13 protein-coding genes, 3 tRNA genes, 3 rRNA genes, 1 other RNA gene and 4 pseudogenes are annotated in these 18,299 nt (G+C 42.4%); 22 read left to right on the forward strand and 2 right to left on the reverse strand.

Annotation, left to right across the window (positions count from 1 at the left end):
- The first annotated feature begins 45 nt into the window (after positions 1 to 45).
- From ACLV7Q_RS00070 to ACLV7Q_RS00100, 7 genes are all read left to right on the forward strand, one after another.
- The gene (locus tag ACLV7Q_RS00070; protein ID WP_173254018.1) at positions 46 to 525 is read left to right on the forward strand and encodes a sigma-70 family RNA polymerase sigma factor; all 480 of its coding nucleotides are present in this window, start codon (positions 46 to 48) and stop codon (positions 523 to 525) included.
- Positions 526 to 616: 91 nt separating this feature from the next.
- A tRNA-Glu gene (locus tag ACLV7Q_RS00075) sits at positions 617 to 688 on the forward strand.
- Positions 689 to 931: 243 nt separating this feature from the next.
- Positions 932 to 2,477, forward strand: a 16S ribosomal RNA gene (locus ACLV7Q_RS00080).
- Positions 2,478 to 2,528: 51 nt separating this feature from the next.
- A tRNA-Ala gene (locus ACLV7Q_RS00085) sits at positions 2,529 to 2,601 on the forward strand.
- 125 nt (positions 2,602 to 2,726) lie between these two features.
- A 23S ribosomal RNA gene (locus ACLV7Q_RS00090) occupies positions 2,727 to 5,628 on the forward strand.
- A gap of 76 nt (positions 5,629 to 5,704) precedes the next feature.
- Positions 5,705 to 5,820 (forward strand): 5S ribosomal RNA (rrf, locus tag ACLV7Q_RS00095).
- Together the 16S, 23S and 5S rRNA genes with 3 tRNA genes alongside form the textbook arrangement of a ribosomal RNA operon.
- A 5-nt stretch (positions 5,821 to 5,825) precedes the next feature.
- Positions 5,826 to 5,899, forward strand: a tRNA-Asn gene (locus ACLV7Q_RS00100).
- A 77-nt stretch (positions 5,900 to 5,976) separates the two neighbouring features.
- Here the strand turns inward: ACLV7Q_RS00100 and ACLV7Q_RS00105 are convergent.
- A pseudogene (locus ACLV7Q_RS00105) lies at positions 5,977 to 6,273 on the reverse strand (transposase family protein); the annotation flags it as partial.
- 129 nt (positions 6,274 to 6,402) lie between these two features.
- Positions 6,403 to 6,631: pseudogene (locus ACLV7Q_RS00110) on the reverse strand (transposase); the annotation flags it as partial.
- Between the two features lie 141 nt (positions 6,632 to 6,772).
- On the opposite strand from ACLV7Q_RS00110, the gene comW reads away from it, so the two are divergent.
- The 15 genes and pseudogenes from comW (at position 6,773) to ACLV7Q_RS00185 (ending at position 18,294) form a co-directional block, all read left to right on the forward strand.
- Positions 6,773 to 7,009, forward strand: coding sequence for a sigma(X)-activator ComW (gene comW, locus ACLV7Q_RS00115; RefSeq protein WP_049524667.1), 237 nt, complete (start codon positions 6,773 to 6,775; stop codon positions 7,007 to 7,009).
- Between the two features lie 230 nt (positions 7,010 to 7,239).
- Positions 7,240 to 8,526, forward strand: a complete 1,287-nt coding sequence (locus ACLV7Q_RS00120) for an adenylosuccinate synthase (protein WP_001832534.1) — start codon at positions 7,240 to 7,242, stop codon at positions 8,524 to 8,526.
- A gap of 199 nt (positions 8,527 to 8,725) precedes the next feature.
- Positions 8,726 to 9,193, forward strand: coding sequence for a tRNA adenosine(34) deaminase TadA (gene tadA, locus ACLV7Q_RS00125; RefSeq protein WP_001110110.1), 468 nt, complete (start codon positions 8,726 to 8,728; stop codon positions 9,191 to 9,193).
- Between the two features lie 34 nt (positions 9,194 to 9,227).
- An RNA gene (ffs, locus tag ACLV7Q_RS00130) (signal recognition particle sRNA small type) lies at positions 9,228 to 9,323 on the forward strand.
- Positions 9,324 to 9,379: 56 nt separating this feature from the next.
- A complete protein-coding gene (locus ACLV7Q_RS00135; RefSeq protein WP_000701987.1) occupies positions 9,380 to 9,823 on the forward strand; it encodes a dUTP diphosphatase in 444 nt (147 codons plus the stop codon).
- Positions 9,774 to 10,340, forward strand: a complete 567-nt coding sequence (locus ACLV7Q_RS00140; protein ID WP_218757492.1) for a histidine phosphatase family protein — start codon at positions 9,774 to 9,776, stop codon at positions 10,338 to 10,340. Before ACLV7Q_RS00135 ends, ACLV7Q_RS00140 begins: the two co-directional genes overlap by 50 nt.
- A 13-nt stretch (positions 10,341 to 10,353) precedes the next feature.
- The gene (gene radA, locus ACLV7Q_RS00145) at positions 10,354 to 11,715 is read left to right on the forward strand and encodes a DNA repair protein RadA (protein ID WP_411866013.1); all 1,362 of its coding nucleotides are present in this window, start codon (positions 10,354 to 10,356) and stop codon (positions 11,713 to 11,715) included.
- A gap of 72 nt (positions 11,716 to 11,787) precedes the next feature.
- Positions 11,788 to 12,285 (forward strand): beta-class carbonic anhydrase, encoded by a 498-nt coding sequence (locus tag ACLV7Q_RS00150; protein WP_004237611.1) that lies wholly within the window; start codon positions 11,788 to 11,790, stop codon positions 12,283 to 12,285.
- Positions 12,286 to 12,309: 24 nt separating this feature from the next.
- Positions 12,310 to 13,125 (forward strand): PrsW family intramembrane metalloprotease, encoded by an 816-nt coding sequence (locus ACLV7Q_RS00155; RefSeq protein WP_218757493.1) that lies wholly within the window; start codon positions 12,310 to 12,312, stop codon positions 13,123 to 13,125.
- A gap of 145 nt (positions 13,126 to 13,270) precedes the next feature.
- Positions 13,271 to 14,239 (forward strand): ribose-phosphate diphosphokinase, encoded by a 969-nt coding sequence (locus ACLV7Q_RS00160; protein WP_000010159.1) that lies wholly within the window; start codon positions 13,271 to 13,273, stop codon positions 14,237 to 14,239.
- A 117-nt stretch (positions 14,240 to 14,356) separates the two neighbouring features.
- A complete protein-coding gene (locus tag ACLV7Q_RS00165; protein WP_218757494.1) occupies positions 14,357 to 15,340 on the forward strand; it encodes an Rpn family recombination-promoting nuclease/putative transposase in 984 nt (327 codons plus the stop codon).
- Positions 15,339 to 15,638, forward strand: a pseudogene (locus ACLV7Q_RS00170) (hypothetical protein); the annotation flags it as partial. The gene ACLV7Q_RS00165 and the pseudogene ACLV7Q_RS00170, both read left to right, overlap by 2 nt.
- Before the next feature lie 203 nt (positions 15,639 to 15,841).
- Entirely contained in the window at positions 15,842 to 16,840 is a 999-nt protein-coding gene (locus tag ACLV7Q_RS00175) for an Abi family protein (RefSeq protein WP_218757495.1), read from the forward strand.
- 21 nt (positions 16,841 to 16,861) lie between these two features.
- Positions 16,862 to 17,115: pseudogene (locus ACLV7Q_RS00180) on the forward strand (IS110 family transposase); the annotation flags it as partial.
- Positions 17,116 to 17,295: 180 nt separating this feature from the next.
- Positions 17,296 to 18,294, forward strand: coding sequence for an Rpn family recombination-promoting nuclease/putative transposase (locus ACLV7Q_RS00185; protein WP_218757497.1), 999 nt, complete (start codon positions 17,296 to 17,298; stop codon positions 18,292 to 18,294).
- The last annotated feature ends 5 nt before the right edge of the window (positions 18,295 to 18,299 follow it).

Consider the following 18,299-nt stretch of genomic DNA (forward strand, 5'->3'; position numbering starts at 1 on the left):
AAGTGTTTCTGGATCTGTTAGACTGTACACAGAAAGGGGAAGATTATGCTTAAAGAATTGTATGAAGAAGTCCAGGGAATTGTATATAAGTGTAGAAATGAATATTACCTTCATTTATGGGAGTTATCGGACTGGGATCAAGAGGGAATGATTTGCCTACATGAATTGATTAGTAAAGAAGAAGGGTTTGTAGAAGATATCCCTCGTTTAAGGAAATATTTCAAAACAAAATTCCGGAATCGAATTCTAGATTATCTCCGTAAACAAGAAAGTCAAAAACGGAGATATGATAAAGAGCTTTATGAAGAAGTGGGTGAGATAAGTCATCGTATCAGTGAGGGAGGACTCTGGCTAGATGACTATTATCTCTTTCATGAAACACTAAGAGATTATAGAAACAAACAAAGTAAAGAGAAACAAGAAGAGTTAGAACGCGTCTTAAGAGATGAACGCTTCCGAGGGCGTCAAAGAGTGCTAAAGGACTTACGTATTGTGTTTAAAGAGTTTGACATCCGTACTCATTAGGAGTTCATGCAAAAAAATAAAAAAATTTAAAAAAGGTGTTGACAAAGTTAGAAAAGACTGTATAATAGTAAGAGTTGAAAATAACAACTCTGGTCCGTTGGTCAAGGGGTTAAGACACCGCCTTTTCACGGCGGTAACACGGGTTCGAATCCCGTACGGACTATGGTATGTTGCAGATGGAACACTTGATGAAAAAAGTTTTAAAAAAGTTTCAAAAAAGTGTTGACAAGCGAAAGTGGCTGTGATATACTAATATAGTTGTCGCTTGAGAGAAGCGAGTGACAAAGACCTTTGAAAACTGAACAAGACGAACCAATGTGCAGGGCACTACAACAACTGTTGTAGTACTGAACAATGAAAAAAACAATAAATCTGTCAGTGACAGAAATGAGTGAGAACTCAAACTTTTAATGAGAGTTTGATCCTGGCTCAGGACGAACGCTGGCGGCGTGCCTAATACATGCAAGTAGAACGCTGAAGGAGGAGCTTGCTTCTCTGGATGAGTTGCGAACGGGTGAGTAACGCGTAGGTAACCTGCCTGGTAGCGGGGGATAACTATTGGAAACGATAGCTAATACCGCATAATAGTAGATGTTGCATGACATTTACTTAAAAGGTGCAATTGCATCACTACCAGATGGACCTGCGTTGTATTAGCTAGTTGGTGGGGTAACGGCTCACCAAGGCGACGATACATAGCCGACCTGAGAGGGTGATCGGCCACACTGGGACTGAGACACGGCCCAGACTCCTACGGGAGGCAGCAGTAGGGAATCTTCGGCAATGGACGGAAGTCTGACCGAGCAACGCCGCGTGAGTGAAGAAGGTTTTCGGATCGTAAAGCTCTGTTGTAAGAGAAGAACGAGTGTGAGAGTGGAAAGTTCACACTGTGACGGTATCTTACCAGAAAGGGACGGCTAACTACGTGCCAGCAGCCGCGGTAATACGTAGGTCCCGAGCGTTGTCCGGATTTATTGGGCGTAAAGCGAGCGCAGGCGGTTAGATAAGTCTGAAGTTAAAGGCTGTGGCTTAACCATAGTACGCTTTGGAAACTGTTTAACTTGAGTGCAAGAGGGGAGAGTGGAATTCCATGTGTAGCGGTGAAATGCGTAGATATATGGAGGAACACCGGTGGCGAAAGCGGCTCTCTGGCTTGTAACTGACGCTGAGGCTCGAAAGCGTGGGGAGCAAACAGGATTAGATACCCTGGTAGTCCACGCCGTAAACGATGAGTGCTAGGTGTTAGACCCTTTCCGGGGTTTAGTGCCGTAGCTAACGCATTAAGCACTCCGCCTGGGGAGTACGACCGCAAGGTTGAAACTCAAAGGAATTGACGGGGGCCCGCACAAGCGGTGGAGCATGTGGTTTAATTCGAAGCAACGCGAAGAACCTTACCAGGTCTTGACATCCCTCTGACCACTCTAGAGATAGAGTTTTCCTTCGGGACAGAGGTGACAGGTGGTGCATGGTTGTCGTCAGCTCGTGTCGTGAGATGTTGGGTTAAGTCCCGCAACGAGCGCAACCCCTATTGTTAGTTGCCATCATTCAGTTGGGCACTCTAGCGAGACTGCCGGTAATAAACCGGAGGAAGGTGGGGATGACGTCAAATCATCATGCCCCTTATGACCTGGGCTACACACGTGCTACAATGGCTGGTACAACGAGTCGCAAGCCGGTGACGGCAAGCTAATCTCTTAAAGCCAGTCTCAGTTCGGATTGTAGGCTGCAACTCGCCTACATGAAGTCGGAATCGCTAGTAATCGCGGATCAGCACGCCGCGGTGAATACGTTCCCGGGCCTTGTACACACCGCCCGTCACACCACGAGAGTTTGTAACACCCGAAGTCGGTGAGGTAACCGTAAGGAGCCAGCCGCCTAAGGTGGGATAGATGATTGGGGTGAAGTCGTAACAAGGTAGCCGTATCGGAAGGTGCGGCTGGATCACCTCCTTTCTAAGGATAAGGAACTGCGCATTGGTCTTGTTTAGTCTTGAGAGGTCTTGTGGGGCCTTAGCTCAGCTGGGAGAGCGCCTGCTTTGCACGCAGGAGGTCAGCGGTTCGATCCCGCTAGGCTCCATTGGTGAGAGATCACCAAGTAATGCACATTGAAAATTGAATATCTATATCAAATAGTAACAAGAAAATAAACCGAAAACGCTGTAGTATTAATAAGAGTTTATGACTGAAAGGTCAGAAAAATAAGGTTAAGTTAATAAGGGCGCACGGTGGATGCCTTGGCACTAGGAGCCGAAGAAGGACGTGACAAACGACGATATGCCTTGGGTAGCTGTAAGTAAGCGATGATCCAGGGATTTCCGAATGGGGGAACCCAACAGGTACTACCTGTTACCCACATCTGTTAAGGATGTGAGGAGGAAGACGCAGTGAACTGAAACATCTAAGTAGCTGCAGGAAGAGAAAGCAAAAGCGATTGCCTTAGTAGCGGCGAGCGAAACGGCAGGAGGGCAAACCGAAGAGTTTACTCTTCGGGGTTGTAGGACTGCGATATGGACTCAAAGATTATAGAAGAATGATTTGGGAAGATCAGCCAAAGAGAGTAATAGCCTCGTATTTAAAATAGTCTTTGTACCTAGCAGTATCCTGAGTACGGCGGGACACGTGAAATCCCGTCGGAATCTGGGAGGACCATCTCCCAACCCTAAATACTCCCTAGTGACCGATAGTGAACCAGTACCGTGAGGGAAAGGTGAAAAGCACCCCGGGAGGGGAGTGAAATAGAACCTGAAACCGTGTGCCTACAACAAGTTCGAGCCCGTTAATGGGTGAGAGCGTGCCTTTTGTAGAATGAACCGGCGAGTTACGTTATGATGCGAGGTTAAGTTGAAGAGACGGAGCCGTAGGGAAACCGAGTCTGAACAGGGCGAATTAGTATCATGACGTAGACCCGAAACCATGTGACCTACCCATGAGCAGGTTGAAGGTGCGGTAAGACGCACTGGAGGACCGAACCAGGGCACGTTGAAAAGTGCTTGGATGACTTGTGGGTAGCGGAGAAATTCCAAACGAACTTGGAGATAGCTGGTTCTCTCCGAAATAGCTTTAGGGCTAGCGTCGACATTAGAGATTCTTGGAGGTAGAGCACTGTTTGGGTGAGGGGTCCATCCCGGATTACCAATCTCAGATAAACTCCGAATGCCAATGAATTATGGTCGGCAGTCAGACTGCGAGTGCTAAGATCCGTAGTCGAAAGGGAAACAGCCCAGACCACCAGCTAAGGTCCCAAAATAATTGTTAAGTGGAAAAGGATGTGGGGTTGCACAGACAACTAGGATGTTAGCTTAGAAGCAGCTATTCATTCAAAGAGTGCGTAATAGCTCACTAGTCGAGTGACCCTGCGCCGAAAATGTACCGGGGCTAAAACAATTTACCGAAGCTGTGGATACCTTTATAGGTATGGTAGGAGAGCGTTCTATGTGTGATGAAGGTGTACCGTGAGGAGCGCTGGAACGCATAGAAGTGAGAATGCCGGTATGAGTAGCGAAAGACAGGTGAGAATCCTGTCCACCGTAAGACTAAGGTTTCCAGGGGAAGGCTCGTCCGCCCTGGGTTAGTCGGGACCTAAGGAGAGACCGAAAGGTGTATCCGATGGACAACAGGTTGATATTCCTGTACTAGAGTATGTAGTGATGGAGGGACGCAGTAGGCTAACTAAAGCAGACGATTGGAAGTGTCTGTCTAAGCAGTGAGGTGTGAACTGAGTTAAATGCTTAGTTCTATAACATTGAGCTGTGATGGGGAGCGAAGTTTAGTAGCGAAGTTAGTGACGTCACACTGCCAAGAAAAGCTTCTAGCGTTTAAACATACTCTACCCGTACCGCAAACCGACACAGGTAGTCGAGGCGAGTAGCCTCAGGTGAGCGAGAGAACTCTCGTTAAGGAACTCGGCAAAATGACCCCGTAACTTCGGGAGAAGGGGTGCTGACTTTACGTCAGCCGCAGTGAATAGGCCCAAGCAACTGTTTATCAAAAACACAGCTCTCTGCTAAATCGTAAGATGATGTATAGGGGGTGACGCCTGCCCGGTGCTGGAAGGTTAAGAGGAGTGCTTAGCGTAAGCGAAGGTATGAATTGAAGCCCCAGTAAACGGCGGCCGTAACTATAACGGTCCTAAGGTAGCGAAATTCCTTGTCGGGTAAGTTCCGACCCGCACGAAAGGCGTAATGATTTGGGCACTGTCTCAACGAGAGACTCGGTGAAATTTTAGTACCTGTGAAGATGCAGGTTACCCGCGACAGGACGGAAAGACCCCATGGAGCTTTACTGCAGTTTGATATTGAGTGTCTGTACCACATGTACAGGATAGGTAGGAGTCTATGAGATCGGGACGCCAGTTTCGAAGGAGACGTTGTTGGGATACTACCCTTGTGTTATGGCCACTCTAACCCAGATAGGTGATCCCTATCGGAGACAGTGTCTGACGGGCAGTTTGACTGGGGCGGTCGCCTCCTAAAAGGTAACGGAGGCGCCCAAAGGTTCCCTCAGAATGGTTGGAAATCATTCGCAGAGTGTAAAGGTATAAGGGAGCTTGACTGCGAGAGCTACAACTCGAGCAGGGACGAAAGTCGGGCTTAGTGATCCGGTGGTTCCGTATGGAAGGGCCATCGCTCAACGGATAAAAGCTACCCTGGGGATAACAGGCTTATCTCCCCCAAGAGTTCACATCGACGGGGAGGTTTGGCACCTCGATGTCGGCTCGTCGCATCCTGGGGCTGTAGTCGGTCCCAAGGGTTGGGCTGTTCGCCCATTAAAGCGGCACGCGAGCTGGGTTCAGAACGTCGTGAGACAGTTCGGTCCCTATCCGTCGCGGGCGTAGGAAATTTGAGAGGATCTGCTCCTAGTACGAGAGGACCAGAGTGGACTTACCGCTGGTGTACCAGTTGTCTTGCCAAAGGCATCGCTGGGTAGCTATGTAGGGAAGGGATAAACGCTGAAAGCATCTAAGTGTGAAACCCACCTCAAGATGAGATTTCCCATGATTATATATCAGTAAGAGCCCTGAGAGATGATCAGGTAGATAGGTTAGAAGTGGAAGTGTGGCGACACATGTAGCGGACTAATACTAATAGCTCGAGGACTTATCCAAAGTAACTGAGAATACGAAAGCGAACGGTTTTCTTGGTTTGAATAGATATTCAATTTTGAGTAGGTATTACTCAGAGTTAAGTGACGATAGCCTAGGAGATACACCTGTACCCATGCCGAACACAGAAGTTAAGCCCTAGAACGCCGGAAGTAGTTGGGGGTTGCCCCCTGTGAGATATGGAAGTCGCTTAGCTTTATTCCGCCATAGCTCAGTTGGTAGTAGCGCATGACTGTTAATCATGATGTCGTAGGTTCGAGTCCTACTGGCGGAGTAGTTAATTAAAGGAGGTTTTGACCTCTTTTTTTGTTATATAATTAATAATCTATCTCGCACCTAACGAAGCGAGATATTTTTCTTGACGATAGAAGTTTCAGACACCATCATTTTCGAGCATTGATAGCAGTTAAAACGACGCTCTCTAAGTAGAATTCTGGTAGGCATACCAGTCGTTTCGAGGTAAGGAATCTTAGAATGTTTTTGAAAGTCATATTTCTTCATTTAACTTCCGCAATCAGAGCAAGATGGAGCCTCATAATCCAATTTAGCAATGATTTCTTTGTGGGAATCTCTATTGATGATATCTATAATTTGAATATTAGGGTCTTTAATGTCTAGTAGTTTTGTGATAAAATGTAATTGTTCTATATGAATCTTTCTAATGATGGTTTGGTCGCTTTTCATTATAGATGATATGGGACTTTTTTCTACAATAAAATAGGTTCCATAATATCCATAGGGGATTTACCCACTACAAATATTATAGAGCCAGAAAAGCTAATCTCGAGAAAGGACAAATTTCGTCCTTTCTTTTTTTGATGTTTAGAGCGATGAAAATCCGTTTTTTGAAGTTTTTAAAGTTCCGAAAACCAAAGTCGTTGCGCTTGATAAGTTTGATGGGATTATTAGTGACTTCTAGTTTGGCGTTAGAATAGGCTAGTTTAAGGACATTGACAATTTTCTTGTTATCTTTGAGAAATGTTTTAAAGATAGTTTGAAAAATAGGTAGTAAATTTGTTTCTATTCTGTCAACTTTTCCTATTTTTTCTCTTGTTGAGGTTGGTATTTTAACAATTCAGGAATTATTAATAACTTTTTATAATTTTTTGTTAGAATAAGATCATAAAAAGTAAAGGAGTGTATGCTTATGCTACAAAGTATTTATGATCAGATGACTGATTTCTATGACAGTATCGAAGAAGAGTATGCTACTTTCTTTGATAATAGTTGGGAATGGGAAGATTTTCATTTTAAATTTTTGATTTATTATTTAGTTAGATATGGCATTGGGTGTCGTAGGGATTTTATTGTTTACCATTATCGTGTTGCTTATCGTTTGTATCTTGAAAAATTGATAATGAAACAAGGTTTTGTTGCTTGTTGAGACAATATGAGTTAATTTCCGAACAAATTTAACTTTTTGTGGGAAAATAATGATAAATAGCTGGTAATTTTTCTAAAACATTTTTTAATAGTTGGAAATAGCAAATCTTTCTATTGTTTCTTCTTGATAAAAAGGCAATTTTTTCTTATAATAAATTGTAAGATATAATTGCAGGTGAGAGTCCTGCCATGTATGTGAGAAAGGAAGAGCCTGAGGGCTCAGACAAGATTATGACTTCAGTTGTTGTTGTAGGTACCCAATGGGGTGATGAAGGTAAAGGGAAGATTACAGACTTCCTTTCAGCGAATGCAGAAGTGATTGCACGTTACCAAGGTGGTGATAATGCAGGTCACACGATTGTGATTGATGGTAAGAAATTTAAGTTGCACTTGATTCCCTCTGGGATTTTCTTCCCTGAAAAAATCTCTGTTATTGGGAATGGTATGGTTGTAAATCCTAAATCTCTTGTAAAAGAGTTGAGCTATCTTCATGAGGAAGGTGTAACAACTGATAATTTGCGTATTTCTGATCGTGCGCATGTTATTCTGCCTTACCATATCGAGTTGGATCGTTTGCAAGAAGAAGCTAAGGGCGACAATAAGATTGGTACGACAATTAAGGGAATTGGTCCAGCTTATATGGACAAGGCTGCTCGTGTTGGGATTCGTATCGCTGATCTTTTGGATAAAGATATTTTCCGTGAGCGTTTAGAACGTAACCTTGCTGAAAAGAATCGTCTTTTTGAAAAATTGTATGACAGTAAAGCTATTGCTTTTGATGATATTTTTGAAGAATATTACGAATATGGTCAACAAATCAAGAAGTATGTGACAGACACATCTGTTATCTTGAATGATGCGCTTGATAATGGTAAACGTGTGCTTTTTGAAGGTGCACAAGGTGTTATGCTAGATATTGACCAAGGTACGTATCCATTTGTTACGTCATCAAATCCTGTGGCTGGTGGTGTGACCATTGGTTCTGGTGTTGGTCCAAGTAAGATTGATAAGGTTGTTGGTGTATGTAAAGCCTATACGAGTCGTGTAGGAGACGGTCCTTTCCCAACTGAGTTGTTTGATGAAGTGGGAGAACGTATCCGTGAAGTTGGTCATGAATATGGTACAACAACTGGTCGTCCACGTCGTGTGGGTTGGTTTGACTCAGTTGTGATGCGCCATAGTCGTCGTGTTTCTGGTATTACTAATCTTTCATTGAACTCTATTGATGTTTTGAGTGGTTTAGATACAGTGAAAATCTGTGTGGCCTATGATCTTGATGGTCAACGTATTGACTACTATCCAGCTAGTCTTGAGCAATTGAAGCGTTGCAAGCCTATCTATGAAGAGTTGCCAGGTTGGTCAGAAGATATTACTGGAGTTCGTAATTTGGAAGATCTTCCTGAGAATGCGCGTAACTACGTTCGTCGTGTGAGTGAATTGGTTGGCGTTCGTATTTCTACTTTCTCAGTAGGTCCTGGTCGTGAACAAACAAATATTTTAGAAAGTGTTTGGTCGTAAGAGATTTTTAAGATTTTTTTAAGATAGGTCGGGTATACTATAGACAGTTACAAGAAGACCTCCTAACTTGTTGTAACAAATATCCTAAACTTTTCTTTTTCATAATAATCTCCCTATAAAGTCACCGCATTCGGTGGCTTTTTTTGTGTTGGGATTCATGATATAATAATAAAATCGATAAGTAGGAAAAGGGAAATTGATGAATTATACAGTTGAAGAAAAAGAAGTCTTTATGAGGGAGGCTTTGAGAGAGGCTGAGATTGCTCTTGAACACGATGAAATTCCAATTGGTTGTGTGATTGTCAAGGATGGAGAAATCATTGGCCGTGGGCATAATGCGCGTGAGGAACTGCAGCGAGCTGTTATGCATGCGGAAATTATGGCCATAGAGAATGCGAATCTGAGTGAGGAGAGCTGGCGCTTGCTTGATTGCACGCTTTTTGTGACCATTGAGCCGTGTGTCATGTGTAGTGGGGCGATTGGACTCGCCCGTATTCCAAACGTGGTCTATGGGGCTAAAAACCAGAAATTTGGCGCTGCTGGGAGTTTGTACGATATCTTGACAGATGAGCGTCTCAATCATCGTGTGGATGTTGAAACAGGAATTTTAGAAGATGAATGTGCAGCTATTATGCAGGATTTTTTTAGAAATAGACGGAAAAAATAATTTTGCTTTTAAAATGAATGGGAATGTGATATAATAAACAGTGGAGCAACAGTTCTGCGTGAAGCGGGTCAGGGGAGGAATCCAGCAGCCCTAAGCGATTTGAATTGTGTGCTCTTTTTTTCGTGCTTTTTCCGAATAAATAAGATAGAATAATCTAGAATAAATGATAATAGAAAAGAGAAGATGATGAAAATTCGTGGTTTTGAATTGGTTTCTAGTTTTACAGATGAAAATTTATTGCCAAAGCGTGAGACAGCGCATGCGGCTGGTTACGACTTAAAGGTTGCTGTGCGTACAGTTATAGCTCCAGGAGAGATTGTCTTGGTTCCGACAGGGGTTAAGGCTTATATGCAGCCGACTGAGGTTCTCTACCTCTATGATCGTTCTTCAAACCCTCGTAAGAAGGGCTTGGTCTTGATTAACTCGGTTGGTGTCATTGATGGGGATTATTATGGAAATCCTGGGAATGAAGGGCATATTTTTGCTCAGATGAAGAATATCACAGATCAAGAGGTTGTTCTTGAAGTTGGGGAACGTGTTGTCCAGGCTGTCTTTGCGCCTTTCTTAATCGCAGATGGGGATGCAGCTGACGGCGTGCGGACTGGTGGATTTGGATCGACTGGGCACTAGAATGAAGATTATCTTTGTACGTCACGGGGAGCCAGATTATCGTGAGTTAGAGGAGCGTTCTTATACGGGATTTGGGATAGATTTAGCACCCTTGTCTGAGAAGGGACGGCAGCAAGCTCAGGAACTGAGCACCAATCCTTTACTCCTTTCAGCTGAAATAATCATATCTTCTGCAGTCACAAGAGCTTTAGAAACGGCTTCTTATGTAGTTTGTGCTACGGGACTTCCTTTGAGAGTGGAGCCTTTATTACATGAATGGCAGGTTTATGAAACAGGAATAGAAAACTTTGAAAAAGCTCGTACTATGTTTCTAGAAAATGAGGGGGAGTTACTTCCTAATAGTCCTATTCAATATGAGACAGCTGAAGAGATGAAGTCTCGTTTTCTAGAATGCATGGCTAAGTATCGAGATTACCAGACCGTGATAGTGGTAACTCACAACATGCTCATGCGTCAGTTTGTGCCAAATGAGAAGATTGATTTTTGCCAAGTGATTGAGTGTGAGTTAGAGATATAGAAAGAGGTTTATCATCGCAAAGAAAAAAGCGACATTTGTATGTCAAAATTGTGGGTATAATTCCCCTAAATATCTGGGACGTTGTCCTAACTGTGGGTCTTGGTCTTCTTTTGTAGAAGAGGTTGAGGTTGCCGAGGTCAAGAATGCGCGTGTATCCTTGACAGGTGAGAAAACCAAGCCCATGAAACTGGCTGAGGTGACTTCAATCAACGTCAATCGAACCAAGACAGAGATGGAGGAATTCAACCGTGTACTTGGAGGCGGAGTGGTACCGGGAAGTCTCGTTCTTATCGGTGGGGATCCTGGGATTGGGAAATCAACCCTTCTCTTACAAGTCTCAACCCAGTTGTCCCAAGTGGGGACGGTTCTCTATGTCAGTGGGGAGGAATCTGCCCAGCAGATTAAACTACGTGCAGAGCGTTTGGGAGATATTGATAGCGAGTTTTATCTCTATGCAGAGACCAATATGCAGAGTGTTCGAGCTGAAGTGGAGCGCATCCATCCAGACTTTCTCATTATTGATTCCATCCAGACTATTATGTCTCCTGAGATTTCAGGGGTGCAGGGGTCTGTTTCTCAGGTGCGTGAGGTGACTGCTGAGCTCATGCAGCTGGCCAAAACCAATAATATTGCCATCTTTATCGTAGGTCATGTGACCAAGGAAGGTACTCTGGCTGGTCCTCGTATGCTAGAGCATATGGTGGATACGGTGCTTTATTTTGAAGGAGAGCGCCACCATACCTTTCGTATTTTGAGAGCGGTCAAAAACCGTTTTGGCTCCACTAATGAGATTGGGATTTTTGAGATGCAGTCAGGTGGCTTGGTTGAGGTTCTTAATCCGAGTCAAGTTTTCCTAGAAGAGCGTTTGGATGGAGCGACTGGCTCATCAATCGTTGTGACCATGGAAGGGACGCGTCCGATTTTGGCGGAGGTTCAGGCTTTGGTGACACCGACCATGTTTGGAAATGCTAAGCGTACAACGACAGGACTTGATTTTAATCGTGCTAGTCTGATTATGGCCGTTTTGGAAAAACGGGCAGGGCTTCTCTTGCAAAATCAGGATGCCTATCTCAAATCTGCTGGCGGTGTCAAATTGGATGAACCTGCGATAGACTTGGCCGTTGCGGTTGCTATTGCTTCGAGCTACAAGGACAAGCCAACCAATCCTCAGGAATGTTTTGTAGGAGAACTTGGTTTGACAGGAGAGATTAGGCGCGTGAATCGTATCGAGCAACGCATCAATGAAGCTGCTAAACTGGGTTTTACTAAGATTTATGTACCTAAGAATTCCTTGACAGGAATCACTCCGCCCAAGGAAATACAGGTCATTGGGGTGACAACGATTCAGGAAGTTTTGAAAAAGGTTTTTGCTTAATCTGTGACAAATTCTCTTAAAAATGATAAGATAGGAGAAATATTTGACTATCAAATTTTCAAGGAGGGAATCGTGTCGTATTTTGAACAGTTTATGCAAGCCAATCAGGCTTATGTTGCCCTACATGGGCAGTTAAATCTGCCACTTAAACCCAAAACTAGAGTAGCCATTGTGACCTGTATGGACTCTCGTTTGCACGTTGCGCAAGCTCTAGGTTTGGCACTTGGGGATGCTCATATCTTGCGGAATGCAGGTGGTCGAGTGACTGAGGACATGATTCGTTCGCTAGTTATTTCCCAACAACAAATGGGGACAAGAGAGATTGTGGTATTGCACCATACAGACTGTGGTGCTCAGACATTTGAAAATGGTCCTTTTCAGGAGTATCTGAAAGAGGAACTAGGTGTCGATGTGTCAGACCAGGACTTCTTGCCCTTCCAAGATATAGAGGAGAGTGTACGCGAGGACATGCAACTTCTTATCGAGTCTCCCCTAATACCAGACGATGTTATTATCTCTGGTGCTATTTACGATGTGGATACAGGAAGTATGACAGTCGTAGAATTATAAATACTTCATTTAGAAAGAAAGTGTATGAAGAAAAACAGTATTTTATTTATTTTTATTTTATTGCTATGTATTGGTTTACAGTATGAAACCATTTACTATACGGACGGTTCGATGTCAGGTGCGGAATATGGCCTAATGGGAGTTTCTATCTTTCTAGCTCTCTTTTACATGATTCCGGCTCTTTATTTCCTTTTCCGCATTGGGAAAAAATGGGAATTGCCAAAGAACGCCTTGATTTTGTCTTTATTGGGTGGGATGTTCCTTTCGGGTTGGTTGTCTAGCTTGGCGAATACCTATATCCATGATTTACTGGGTATTCTTTTCCCAGATAGTGCATTTTTAAATGCCTTTGAAAGTGCGATTGTGGCTCCTTTGGTAGAGGAACCCTTGAAATTATTGCCACTTATCTTTGTTTTGGCCTTGGTTCCTGTGCGAAAATTAAAATCTTTGTTTTTACTAGGAATTGCTTCTGGTTTGGGATTTCAAATGATTGAGGATATTAGCTACATTCGTACGGATTTGCCAGAGGGCTTTGATTTTACCATTTCAAGGATTTTAGAGCGTATCATCTCAGGAATTGCCTCTCACTGGACTTTTTCAGGTATAGCTGTAGTAGGTGTTTACTTGCTTTACAGAGCCTATAAAGGGCAGAAGGTTGGCAAGAAACAGGGGGTTATTTTCCTAGGTTTAGCCTTGGGAACTCACTTCTTATTTAACTCTCCTTTTGTGGAGTTGGAGACAGAGTTGCCCTTAGCGATTCCAGTGGTTATGGCTATTACTCTTTATGGTTTTTATCAGGCTTATCGCTTTGTTGAGAAGCACGATGAGTTGATGAACTAGAATATTTTTCAAAAGAATGATGCAGGGGCACAAATATGGTGCCCTTCTTTTATTTTTGATTGAAAAATAGTGCAAAAAGCGCTACAATGGTAGATGGAAAAATCTTGTGAAAAGCACAAGCGATACATATATACCGGAGGAAATCATGTCTTTTTCTGATTTAAAGCTGTTTGCCCTTTCTTCTAATAAAGAATTGGCAGAACGTGTGGCGCAGGAGATTGGGATAGAGTTGGGGAAATCAAGTGTCCGCCAATTTTCAGATGGAGAGATTCAGGTCAACATCGAAGAATCAATCCGTGGGAAACACGTCTTTATCCTACAATCAACTAGCTCGCCTGTAAATGACAATCTGCTTGAAATTTTGATTATGGTGGATGCTTTGAAGCGTGCCAGTGCAGAATCTGTCAATGTTGTCATGCCTTACTATGGGTATGCACGTCAGGATAGAAAGGCGAGAGCGCGTGAGCCAATCACTTCAAAACTTGTCGCAAATATGCTTGAAGTAGCTGGAGTGGATCGTTTATTGACCATCGACTTGCATGCTGCGCAGATTCAAGGATTCTTTGATATTCCTGTGGATCATTTGATGGGAGCTCCTCTGATTGCGGATTATTTTGAGCGTCGTGGCATGGTTGGTTCTGACTATGTGGTTGTCAGCCCAGACCATGGAGGGGTGACTCGTGCTCGTAAGTTGGCAGAATTTTTGAAAACATCTATCGCTATCATTGACAAACGTCGTAGCGTTGATAAGATGAATACTAGTGAAGTCATGAACATCATCGGTAAGGTCGAAGGCAAGACTTGTATCTTGATTGATGATATGATTGATACTGCTGGAACGATTTGTCATGCGGCAGATGCACTTGCGGAAGCGGGTGCTGTTGAAGTCTATGCAAGCTGTACGCACCCAGTTCTTTCTGGTCCGGCTATGGACAATATCCAAAATTCAGCTATCAAGAAATTGGTTGTTTTGGATACCATCTATCTGCCAGAAGAGCGTTTGATTGATAAGATTGAGCAGATTTCAATCGCTCATCTCCTAGGGGATGCTATCGTACGTATTCATGAAAAACGACCACTTTCTCCACTTTTCGGTATTGAGAAAAAAATTTAATGACCAAGCCTGAGATAATTCTCAGGTTTTTTCGTCTTTTTTCCGAATAAATAGATAGAAGCAGTAAATCTAGTCAACCTAGATTTAAAACTGTGGTATAATAAAAGGAGGAAAAGGATGATTCTAAGACATCCGGGCATCAGCCCAACCAATGATTTGGTTGCTAAGAAAATCTTTAGCAATCCAGAAATCACTTGTCAATTTATCCGCGATATGCTGGATTTACCAGCAAAAAATGTGACCATTTTGGAGGGAAGTAACATTCACGTCTTGCCTTCCCTGCCGTACTCGGAGCAGGACTTCTATACAAGTATAGATGTTTTGGCTGAGTTGGACAATGGGACACAGGTTATCATTGAGATTCAAGTTCATCATCAGAATTTTTTCATCAATCGTCTGTGGGCTTATCTGTGCAGTCAGGTCAATCAAAACCTAGAAAAAATTCGCCAACGTGAAGGTGATACCCACCAGAGCTACAAACATATCGCACCAGTCTATGTCATTGCAATTGTAGATAGCAATTACTTTTCAGATGACTTAGCTTTTCATAGCTTTAGTATGCGAGAGGACACGACGGGTGAGGTTTTAACAATTACAAACAACGGTCAGGAAAACCATCTGGTTAAGATGGCGTTCTTGGAATTAAAAAAATACAGAGAAACCAGCAAAGACGAGGTTCGTAAACCGTGGTTGGAGTTTTTTGGTAATAAGCCCTTTACCCAGCACCCCGAGCGAGCCATCAGCCAAGCAGATCAACTGCTGGACTACAAGAGCTGGTCCGAGGAGGACAGGAAAATGTTTAGTCAATTACGTATGCGCGAAGAACAAGCCTTGTTAGCACAGGACTATGCTTTGGAAACAGCTAGGGTTGAAGGTCTTGAACAAGGACTTGAACGTGGCCGTGCAGAAGGCGTTGAACAGGGTCTTGAACGTGGTCGTGCAGAGGGTCTTGAACAAGGACGAGCAGAAGGCGTTGAACAGGGATTAGAGCGTGGGAAAATCTTTACCTTTCTAGATTTAGTACGCCAACATGTTTTAACTTCCGAATTCGCGAGTGAACAATTGGGTATGTCAGTAGCGGAGTTTGAAGCACTTTTGTAATACCATCACAGTAATGGCGTTCTTGGAATTAAGAAAATACAGAGAAACCAGCAAAGATGAGGTTCGCAAGCCATGGTTGGAGTTTTTCGGGAATAAACCCTTTACCCAACAACCCGAGCGAGCCATCAGCCAGGCAGACCAACTGCTGGACTATCAGAGCTGGTCCGAGGAGGACAGGAAGATGTTTAGCCAACTACGTATGCGTGAAGAACAAGCCTTGTTAGCACAGGACTATGCCTTGGAAACTGCTAGGGTGGAAGGTATCGAACAAGGACTGGAGCGCGGGAAAGTTGAAGGATAAATCTTTGCCTTTATTGATTTAGTATGACAACATGCTTTGCCTTTCGAATTTACGAGTGAACAATTAGACACAAATTGAAAAAATATCAAGTTGACTTGACTTTTTTTATAGAATAGTATAATATTTAGATACAAGCACTCCTTTTGCTCCCTGTTTCATAGCAACTGGAGTCATTTTTTTATAAATTTAGAAGGTTAATGATGTACACAACTGATAATAGTATTTCTTTGTCAAGAGATTTAAAGAGAGAAATGAAAGCATTTTTACCTCTTGAAGATTTGGTAAGTTATCTTTCAGATAAGCTAGATATGTCACCTGAAGAGGAACTAGATTCCAAAAATTTTTTACGTTGCCATAATTACTATTCGTTTTCTGCTTTTATTAAACAGGTTCCAGATAATCTTCATAAAGGAAAATTTCAAGCAGCGATTTCATTGTATGAATTTAATGACTGGTTGTCACAGTTTCTGTTTATATTTTCTGGTAGATTAGAGCAGTTTATAAAATCAACTTTTATTGAATCGCTTTGTCAGCAATATAATGGAAAATATCAAAAAGGTGAGTGTTACTTGGATGAAACTATTTATGAAAACTCTGAATTATATCACGAATTTATTTCAATTATAGAAAAACATTTATCAGAGAATCAAAGTCTTTCAATACAGCATCATATCAAAAATAAAGGTTCTAAATTTCCAATTTGGGTTCTTTTTCAAGAGATGACTTTTGGGGAAACAACTCGTTTTATAAGTGCACTGAAAAAAGAGTACCGGGAGTATTGGATAGATACTACATTTTTATCAACTGGTGTGGTAAATTCTAAAATTCATGGAGAAGAAATCCGGAGTAAATTATTTGGCTGGGTTTCAGCTACATGGTATATGAGAAATAGGACAGCACATCATTTAAGACTATATGGTCAAAATTTTACAATAGCAAGTCCAAGTTTCTTTTCAGCTGATTTGCGTCAAATAAACAAGAATGCAGAGACTAAAAAGAAAAAGACCCATAATAACGATTTATTTGCTTATCTTTTAGCTATGAAAAATCTTATACAACATCATTCACATTCTTTTGTTCAAGATTGGAACGATTTTTTGACGACTTTAGAGGCACAGTTGATGGAAAAGTCAAATATCATATTATCTAGTAAGATTGGTTTGCCAAGCAATTGGAAAGATATATTGTGGATCGGTTGAACTAAGGAATGATTTTTTACTCAAGTTATTATTCAGAGAATCTTTGACAATCCAGATGAGAAACCAAACATTAAGAAGTTGATTACCAAGATGAATGAAGGATAAGATGCGAGATTTTGGAATTGCTATAGCGGACGATGTAACACCTGAACAAGGTGAGAAAATCAGAATCATCAAGGAACACGATGATGCTCTTTCCGTCTGTAAAGAAGATTTGGAAACTCAGTCAAGAATACCAAGAGCAGGTCAAGATGATTCAAATCGTTCCTAGATTCAGTGTGTTTTAATTTTAAAAATTGGGTGTCAAAACCTTTTTTAATACAGACAAAATTAAGGATAAACAATAATTTTAATAACTTTTATTTTTTTTCGTCTCTTTTCCGAATAAATAGATAGTAGCAGTGAATCTAGTAAACCTAGATTTAAAAATGTGCTATAATGAAAGGAGAAGAAATATGACTGTACGTCATCCGGGCATTAGCCCAACTAATGACTTGGTTGCTAAGAAGATTTTTAGCAACCCAGAAATCACTTGTCAGTTTATTCGCGATATGCTGGACTTGCCAGCAAAAAATGTAACCATTTTGGAGGGAAGCAACATTCACGTCTTGCCTTCCATGCCCTATTCGGCGCAAGATTTCTATACTAGTATAGATGTTTTAGCGGAGTTAGATAATGGAACTCAAGTTATTATCGAAATACAGGTACATCATCAGAATTTTTTCATCAATCGCCTGTGGGCTTATCTATGTAGTCAGGTCAATCAAAACCTAGAAAAAATTCGCCAACGAGAAGGCGATACACACCAGAGTTATAAACATATCGCACCAGTATATGCAATTGCTATTGTGGATAGTAATTACTTCCAAGATGATTTGGCCTTTCACAGTTTTAGTATGCGCGAAGACACGACAGGTGAAGCATTAACCATAACCAATAATGGACAAGAAAACCATCTAGTCAAGATGGCATTCTTGGAACTAAAAAAATATAGAGAAACCAGCAAAGACGAGGTTCGTAAGCCATGGTTGGAGTTTTTCGGGAATAAACCCTTTACCCAGCACCCCGAGCGAGCCATCAGCCAAGCAGACCAACTGCTGGACTACAAGAGCTGGTCCGAGGAGGACAGGAGAATGTTTAGTGAACAACGCAGGCGTGAAGAACAAGCCTTACTCGCTCATGACTATGCCTTGGAAACAGCTAGGGCGGAAGGTATTGAACAGGGACTGGAGCGTGGACTTGAACGTGGTCGAGCAGAAGGTATTGAACAAGGTTTAGAGCGTGGACTTGAACGTGGCCGTGCAGAGGGTATTGAAAAAGGGCGAGAAGAAGGATTAAAAGTAGGTTTACTAAATCTAGTCCATCAAGGTCTTCTGACTTCTGAGGTTGCCAGCCAGCAATTAGGTATGACGGTCGCTGAGTTTGAGGAGCTATTGAAAGACCATCATAAATAAGACCT

Origin of the sequence: Streptococcus mitis, assembly GCF_965111725.1 — a bacterium.
GTDB classification, from domain to species: Bacteria; Bacillota; Bacilli; order Lactobacillales; family Streptococcaceae; genus Streptococcus; species Streptococcus mitis_DV.